This is a genomic window from Dyella sp. S184 (genome assembly GCF_009766065.1).
Taxonomy (GTDB): Bacteria; Pseudomonadota; Gammaproteobacteria; order Xanthomonadales; family Rhodanobacteraceae; genus Rhodanobacter.
Map to the genome: position 1 here is coordinate 1 of NZ_LMUE01000010.1, position 7,522 is coordinate 7,522.

Here is a 7,522-nt window from a genome sequence, read left to right on the forward strand (position 1 = left end):
ACTGCGGGTATAGGATGTCGCGACAATCGAGCGCTGCGCGCCGCAGCCAGTCAACTTTTGCGTTAGATGCTCGGATCAATGGATGCCATGCCCGCAAACCTCCAAAAGCATTTCATCCCGGCACTCTATGTTGTTCTGGGATTGCTTCTCGCAGCAAACATCATGTCGTTGCTCTCAGGCAACTTGCTCGCTCTAGTGTCTCTGGCCGTTCAATTCACGGTTCTTGGCGTCGTCTATTTCGGCAAGCCTTGGGCCTACATTGCCGTGAAATTATGGGCGTTCATCGTCATGCTCGCGGGGCTGGCAATGTGGCTAGCCGTCCTCTTGGACGGGACCAAATATTTCCATTCTGTATTCAACGCGGTGTTCAATACGCTTATGCTTTTTGCTGGCTTCTACTTCTTCAATTTCGCCAAACCCGCGCTCCAGCAAGTTCGTGAGCGCATCTAACTACTCGTTCAAGGCGGACGGCTTCGCCGCCGCTTAACTCTAGCGTTAGGCCTTATGACTAAGCCTCAAAATTGGGATGTGACGACACATGGCCCTCTTACGCTCGCAACGGTAAAGGCGCTCCATCAACCTGCGTACAAATATCGCATTCGGCAATTTAGCCGGGCGCCGCATACAGCTTTCCCGGAGTCAGGTGTAGCTAGCACTCTCTACGTTATCTCGGGCTCGTGTTTGGTCACTATCGAGTCTACGAGTGCGCCGCATACAGTCCGTGCCGGGCAGTTTCTTTCCATGCCGCAAGGCACCAACGTCATGGAGTATCCCGAGCATACCGAAATAATTCGTGCGCTAAATTTGCCGCCCGGGGCTTGGCATTCGGAGCAAGCGAAACAAAGTGCTTAATTCGGCGGCCCCAGGATGTAACTCGGGTGTAGCCTAACTACTCGTTCAAGGCGGACGCCTCCGGCGCCGCTTAACTCCAGCGTTAGGCTCACATGAGACTTCTAGTCGCCAGTGTTTTGATTGCTCTGTCAGGGTTCGTGTGTGCGGCCAGTACTCAGTCCACCCTCACACTTGATCGTCCATCGGTCGTTGCTGTCTTCACCCCCGACGCGGATGTTTCCGCTGCGGATCGGAACTCCGATGATTTCGGCGATTTCATAAGCGACTTCAACCTTTATAGTTCGTCTCTGGCCTCGGAATTACGTGGTCGCAAAGACGTTGCTTTCATCAGTTCCAGCGCGACGACGTTCATTTTCAAGGGGGCAGAGCACGTCCCTATCACCCGCAAAGCCTTGTCCGGCTACGGTTTCATCATCTACGTTCCAGGGAAGTCCCCGACCATATTTGAGGGCGTAGAAACGGACTCGGATGTTCTCTGTGCGCTCAAAGATCTCGCGCCAAAAATTCGGGTGCCGGCGCAGTGCGAGCCTAACCCGTCGTCCAAGCGGACGCGCGTACCGCGCGCCGCTTAACTCCAGCGTTAGAGCCCATGATTGACGCACACGCACGATCCAAACTTGCAGAGCTTTAGCGTTCATTAGTCGCGGGGCTCATCACGAACTATCAGTTCGACGATCGCATTCCGACATCAAGCGATCCCGCAATTCGCGAAATCTACAACAAGGCTTTCTGGCTCATGTACTGCGATCTGCGTCAGTACCGGCTCAAAGGGCGCGATCGGCTTTCTCCGCAAGTACGCGAAGTCGCTGCACGCTGCATCCTCTTTCTCAAGTCGCGTCTTTCATACAGTTGGCCTGTTCTCTCACGGCCCGCGGCTGTTCTGCTCACCATCGCCAATTTGCTCACATTGGGCATTGCCGGCAGGATTTACTCGCATCGAGCCACTCACGGCCGCGACATTTCCTATTGGCCATTTCTCTCAAGCGCGCAATACTCAGCGGCGTTACGTTCACCGGCATATCTCTCGGGCAATGGGCTCTAACTACTCGTTCAAGGCGGACGCCTCCGGCGCCGCTTAACTCCAGCGTTAGGCCTCAAATGAACAAAGAATCGGCAGCTTGGCTCGCATTAAGGATCATTGGTCTGCTCGCGCTCGGACGGGCTTTCTTGTCCGTGTTCGGTGCGGCGGTCGAAATCTTCAATTTGTGGAAGCTATATGGCGTCACCCTTGAAGCTTTGGCCTCTCAAACCGAGCGGCTCATCCTTCAAACTTGGGTTGGCATAGGGCTCTCTCTCACAGAGTCCATTTTCTTTGCCCTCGTCGCCTTCTACTTTCTTCGCAAGGGTCGGGCGATCCATAAGCTTCTCATGCACGAGTCCGCCTAGTAGGGTGCGCCTAACATTTCGTTCAAGGCGGACGGCTACGCCGCCGCTTAACTCTAGCGTTAGGCTTTATGAGCAACTCTCCGGTCTACCTTCACATCTCGCCCGAGGGCACGTTGCCAGATGTCGCCCATCTCTCGCCGTTTCGAGCCCTCGTCATCATCGATGACGCAGTCACCAGTGAGTGGCAAGTCAAGGTAAGTGATTGGTTGGTACAGTCAGGCTGCTTGTACGTGATGGCTTGGGGCTCAGACTGCACGACGTGGGACGATTCCGTGGATTTCGCCAACTTGCGTCAATTCAACTACGGCGATATCCCGAGCGATCAAGACGTGCTCACAACGTGGCATGGTAACGAACCTCTCAACGAGGCGTTCTACTTCTGCAAGCACCATGCAATCCACCCTGTCGTCGACCTACAACGCACCGTCTTGCTTCACGTTGCAGCGCAAAGCGATTCTTCTCGCATTGTCCAAGGCTTCGTCGCAGCCTAACATTTCGTTCAAGGCGGACGCCTCCGGCGCCGCTTAACTCCAGCGTTAGAGCGCATATGAAACATTCCAGAACACTTGTCGCAATTACTGCCGGAACACTTTTCTACGTCCTTTTAGACTATTCGGCTCATGCGTTGCTTCAGCACTTTTCGTCACCCGGGCTCATCACGTTCTGGACGGTTCTCTCATCGCCCTTAGGTATGCTGGCTACTCTGCTACCTGGCTTCATGGCTGGTTGGCTCTCGCGCAACCATGGCATCATTTCTGGCTTCCTCGTCGGCTTAGTTGGGTCGGGAGCACATTCTGTGCTGACCGGTAGCGCCGCCCAATACTTTCAAGTCAACGACAGCCAAGTGGCCGTTTCTGTAGCTTGGTTCTTGGTCATGTGTGTCGTCCAGGGCCTGTATAGCGCGGCGGCAGGTGGGTCTGCTCAGCTGATGCGCTCTAACAGTTCGTTCAAGGCGGACGGCTTCGCCGCCGCTTAACTCCAGCGTTAGATGTTCCGTGGCATGAGGCTAGAGAACTATGGCAGCACCCCCCAAACTCAAACGGGCGATCTCCTTTATCTTGCAAGCGTTGTTGTTGGCTTTTGCAGCGGTCTGCATGCTTGTCTATGGGCAACACAACTTCGCAATTCGGTCCGTTGGGCTGCTTGCACTATTCGGAGGCCTTGTCCTAGTCCGCAATTCGCGTCAGTCAAGTTCGGCTGTTCGTATCCAAAACAAGCCCGCGTTCTCCGTCAAGCCTAGGCAGTGGTTAGTGGGGCTTGCTCTTGTTGTAGCGTTGGCTGCCGCACTAGCGTGGCTTTTCTACGACGCCGCGACGGGGTATCGGAGTGGCGTCGCTCCCCTTTTTGCGTTCATTGCCGCTGGTCTATCTTGTAGCTTGTGGTGGGGCGGCTTGTTTATGCGGTGGTTCATGTGGTGGTTCTAGCAACTTCACAGGCACCATCTAACTACTCGTTCAAGGCGGACGGCTACGCCGCCGCTTAACTTCAGCGTTAGGTTGCTCAATGGACGACATTGCTAGTGGGTATAGGGATTCCATTCTGGGCTTGCTTGAACTCATAGCAAGCTCTGAAGAGCAACGCGCTTTCGCGGGCAAAATTCCCTACGATGACTATGCATCGGAGTTTTATTGCTTATGGTTCGATGATGCTTTTCATCCAGACTCTGACCTAGCACAGCGTGCGTTTCTGCCCAACGAGCTAGACACCCTGCGTTCTTTCTCGGTCATATGGGAGCGAGAGGATACTGTCTTGGGGCAAACTGACAGATCGATTGGGGAATTGCTTGCAAATGCTAACTGGTGCTCCGTTGTTGAGGCAGCCACGCAGGCAATGGCGCGCCTCAAGAGCAGAGCAACCTAACAACTCGTTCAAGGCGGACGCCTCCGGCGCCGCTTAACTCCAGCGTTAGGCCTGCAGGGGGCTTCATGGCAACTTCTAAAGTGGTAAGGCTAAGCTTGTTCCTTGCTCTATCCATGGCAACAATTGGAGTAAGTGCGGCTGATTGGATCCGACTATCTAGCAACGCAGATGGGGACACTATTTTTTTGGATCGAGGAAGTATTCGTAACAACGGCGGAATTTTGCAGGTCTGGACAATGACCAACTTAGGCACGCAGAGGCCAGATGGCACACTCTCTCAAAAGACTGCGTTTCTGCTTAATTGCCAAACTTGGGAAGCTGCAGTTTGGTCAGGTGTTAGTTATTCTGCCCCGAACGGCGAAGGCCAACTTCTCAATCACGTCACCGCAAGCCCAAATGAGATCAACTACGAACCTACAATCCCGGATTCGAGCATTGATGCGATTCTCAAGTTCAGCTGTAGCAGCTCAAAGTAGTACATCGTTGCATAGCCGGTTCACGGCCTAACCACTCGTTTAAGGCGGACGGCTTCGCCGCCGCTTAACTCCAGCGTTAGGCACCTTACGGAGCGTTTCGGTGACTGATAATGAAATTCATGAGATCGAGGCACGTTGCAACGCTGCAACAGCGGCACCTTGGAAGTCTTTCATCGAGGGGCGCGATCACATGTCCGGCTCTGACTTCATTCGCACCGGCGGCCTAGACGTCTCCAGTCCAGACATCTACCTTACTGACGCCACCCACGCGGACCAGGATTTCATTGCTCACGCTCGGCAAGACATCCCTTCACTTATCGCAGAGGTCCGGCGTCTCAAGGCACTCGTCGACTAGCGTTGCGCGGTCGGTGCCTAACCATTCGTTCAAGGCGGACGCCTCCGGCGCCGCTTAACTCCAGCGTTAGGTAGCAGATGCGACATCTCCTTATTCCATGGGTTCTTATCTTGATGACTTTGCCTTGCCAGGCAATGGCTGCAACTAAGCCCGACCCGTTGTGTGCACCATTGCGAGCATTCGCGTCATCAGTTCAACCGGACCAGACCAAGAGCTTGGAGTTCCACACGTCTTGGGGTGGCGGCTTCAAGGGTTCCGATAAACGGACCATGTATGAAGTGCAATGCATCGATCATGGCTATGCCCCTGCAAAAGCAGTTTGCAAGCAACTTATGGAGCAAGGTGCCGTTGAGTTTTCTGGCGAAAATGCCAAAAGGGCTTTGGTTTGCTTGTCGCAAGGGACGCAGTTTGGTCAAAATCACCTACAACTAGAGCAAGCGGAATTCTCGTTTTACTTCGGCACAGAGCAACGTGGTAGCAATATCACCATGCAGTTCCAGCAAGACCCCAAAATGGGCGGCATGGTTCTCTCAATCACGGCAGAAGGTTACTAGCCATGCTGCCTAACTACTCGTTCAAGGCGGACGGCTAGCCGCCGCTTAACTCCAGCGTTAGGCGTGGGATTTCATGAACATCGTCGATATCGTATGCGCTGCTATGGTTCCCATCGTTTTCGCTGCCGCCATCTGGTACTACGTTTCTCTGTTCAAGTTTTCACGCATCCTGGCCCATGACAATCCGCAGGCCCTTTCTCGCGCTCGCGAAAAGCGATCGATGCACATCTCTAATCTTCAAGCCGCATACGTTGTACTCAGCGGCACGAAGGAATCGGCGTTCGATGGTTGCAAGCTTTCTAGCCGCGCGTTGGAGGCTCGCAATCATGCAAACAGGCTTCTGTACATTGGCCTTAGTGCCTTCATGGTTCTTCTAGCCGCGGGGCTCACCGTGTCAGTCACGAAAGCCTAACCACTCATCCAAGCGGACGGCTGCGCCGCCGCTTAATTCCAGCGTTAGCTGCCAAGGAAGCCGGCGTGTCTCAAGTCAATCTCGAACAATTTTTTGGCGGGTGGTTCCACCAAGACTGGCAACGTGACGCCCCTACGTGGCAAGGGGTCGTGCAGCTTTACGCGAGGTCAGATGGCTCCAGCGCGGCAAGGTCAGCCTCAGACGCAGTCTTCGCATTGGTCCTCTCGGAATCAAACGACACGGCTCTTGCTACTAAGCTTGCTACGCTTGGTTGTGAGTATTGGCCTGGCTCCGCACAGGATGTGCGCTCGTGGCTAACCGCGTTGGGGTTTGAGCTTCGCCAAGCGTCGGGCAGCTAACAATTCGTTCAAGGCGGACGGCTACGCCGCCACTTAACTCCAGCGTTAGGGCTCATATGGAAGTTTCCCAGACGATCGAGGCAAATGTTCGGGGCGCCTATTCGGCGCAAGATGCGGATGCAGTGCTCGCTGCGCTTGCCAGCATGCAGGAGCCACCCCGTGCGCCAGAGTGGGCTGCAACAAGAACCCGCGTGCAAATCGCGGCTCTCATGATCGCCGGAGGAGACATTGAGTTGCTCCACAAGGCAATCAAGCAGTCCCAGGTAGACTGGCGAGATACGCTTATGGCAGCAGGGCTTGGCAACTCAAATTGGCCTTCTGTCGCAAGCTCCGCTGGGTTCGTCATCCCTCGGGTTGCGCGTGAGCCCTAACCATTCGTTCAAGGCGGACGGCTTCGCCGCCGCTTAACTCCAGCGTTAGCACATGAAAAATATCGCGACCCTGATGATCTTCTTGGCAGCTTTTAGCCAAGCGGCGATTGCATGTTCTTTGAACTGGCCCGACCCAAAGGCCGATGCGAGAGATGCAGACAATATCGAGGTCGGTTACGTAGTTGCTGACCGCTGGCCCGACTATGAGAAACATCTCCTCTCCGGCAAGTCGGGCTTTGTCGTGCCTGACCGTCGAATAGTTCGCGTGGTCTTTACTGAGGCGCTGAAGGGTCGTCTTACCGCACCCCAAGAAATCGTAGTTCCGTGCTCCGCCCCCACGCCCGAGGCTCGTGATCGTGTCATCGTCCTGCATAGTCAGGAATATGGCTATTATCTTGTTCCTTTCTTCTCACCCGACTACGAAAAGGCTCTTCGTGCAGCGCTCTCGCAGCGCTAACAAATCGTTCAAGGCGGACGGCTACGCCGCCGCTTAACTCCAGCGTTAGCGCTCATGTCGACACTATTCTTCAGTAGCTGCATCGTTTTTGCCGCAGACATCGCGTTGTTCAACGTGTTGTACTTCTGCGTCGTCCTTTTGCGCATAGGCGACGCCGGCGGCAAAGTGGGAGGCGATGCGCTTTTCAACTTCCGTGAACAGAAATATGTCACCAAGTATTTGGAACTTCTGACGGCGCAGGAGCAATCCAAGTGGTACAACGTCTTTATCAAGCATGCGTCGGCAATCACATACACCCTGTTCTTCGTCTGCATGGCCTCTCTTGCGCTGTTGTGCCTGTATGGCAGGCCGTAGCATCTCGTTCAAGGCGGACGGGACAGTTCCTACGCTTTAGTGGACACCCTGAACTATCACTTCAGGAGTCCACACCATGCCAAAAC

11 protein-coding genes are annotated in these 7,522 nt (G+C 54.5%); all 11 read left to right on the forward strand.

Annotated elements, in window-relative coordinates; genetic code table 11:
• Nucleotides 1-87 precede the first annotated feature (87 nt).
• The 11 genes from GSQ75_RS15605 (at nucleotide 88) to GSQ75_RS15660 (ending at nucleotide 7,436) form a co-directional block, all read left to right on the forward strand.
• Nucleotides 88-450 (forward strand): hypothetical protein, encoded by a 363-nt coding sequence (locus GSQ75_RS15605; protein WP_158755811.1) that lies wholly within the window; start codon nucleotides 88-90, stop codon nucleotides 448-450.
• A gap of 494 nt (nucleotides 451-944) precedes the next feature.
• Nucleotides 945-1,424 carry a hypothetical protein gene (locus tag GSQ75_RS15610; RefSeq protein WP_158755812.1) on the forward strand — a complete coding sequence of 160 codons (480 nt, stop codon included), beginning with the start codon at nucleotides 945-947 and terminating at the stop codon, nucleotides 1,422-1,424.
• Between the two features lie 526 nt (nucleotides 1,425-1,950).
• Nucleotides 1,951-2,238 (forward strand): hypothetical protein, encoded by a 288-nt coding sequence (locus GSQ75_RS15615; RefSeq protein WP_158755813.1) that lies wholly within the window; start codon nucleotides 1,951-1,953, stop codon nucleotides 2,236-2,238.
• A gap of 68 nt (nucleotides 2,239-2,306) precedes the next feature.
• On the forward strand, nucleotides 2,307-2,729 hold the full coding sequence (locus GSQ75_RS15620; protein ID WP_216840700.1) for a hypothetical protein: 423 nt from the start codon (nucleotides 2,307-2,309) through the stop codon (nucleotides 2,727-2,729).
• Nucleotides 2,730-2,785: 56 nt separating this feature from the next.
• On the forward strand, nucleotides 2,786-3,214 hold the full coding sequence (locus tag GSQ75_RS15625; RefSeq protein WP_158755814.1) for a hypothetical protein: 429 nt from the start codon (nucleotides 2,786-2,788) through the stop codon (nucleotides 3,212-3,214).
• Nucleotides 3,215-3,741: 527 nt separating this feature from the next.
• A complete protein-coding gene (locus tag GSQ75_RS15630; RefSeq protein ID WP_158755815.1) occupies nucleotides 3,742-4,098 on the forward strand; it encodes a hypothetical protein in 357 nt (118 codons plus the stop codon).
• Between the two features lie 576 nt (nucleotides 4,099-4,674).
• Nucleotides 4,675-4,929 (forward strand): hypothetical protein, encoded by a 255-nt coding sequence (locus GSQ75_RS15635; RefSeq protein WP_158755816.1) that lies wholly within the window; start codon nucleotides 4,675-4,677, stop codon nucleotides 4,927-4,929.
• A 269-nt stretch (nucleotides 4,930-5,198) separates the two neighbouring features.
• Nucleotides 5,199-5,483 (forward strand): hypothetical protein, encoded by a 285-nt coding sequence (locus GSQ75_RS15640; protein ID WP_158755817.1) that lies wholly within the window; start codon nucleotides 5,199-5,201, stop codon nucleotides 5,481-5,483.
• Nucleotides 5,484-5,556: 73 nt separating this feature from the next.
• The gene (locus GSQ75_RS15645; protein WP_158755818.1) at nucleotides 5,557-5,895 is read left to right on the forward strand and encodes a hypothetical protein; all 339 of its coding nucleotides are present in this window, start codon (nucleotides 5,557-5,559) and stop codon (nucleotides 5,893-5,895) included.
• A gap of 782 nt (nucleotides 5,896-6,677) precedes the next feature.
• Nucleotides 6,678-7,082 carry a hypothetical protein gene (locus GSQ75_RS15655; RefSeq protein ID WP_139350332.1) on the forward strand — a complete coding sequence of 135 codons (405 nt, stop codon included), beginning with the start codon at nucleotides 6,678-6,680 and terminating at the stop codon, nucleotides 7,080-7,082.
• Between the two features lie 54 nt (nucleotides 7,083-7,136).
• Nucleotides 7,137-7,436 (forward strand): hypothetical protein, encoded by a 300-nt coding sequence (locus tag GSQ75_RS15660; RefSeq protein ID WP_158755820.1) that lies wholly within the window; start codon nucleotides 7,137-7,139, stop codon nucleotides 7,434-7,436.
• Nucleotides 7,437-7,522: the final 86 nt, after the last annotated feature.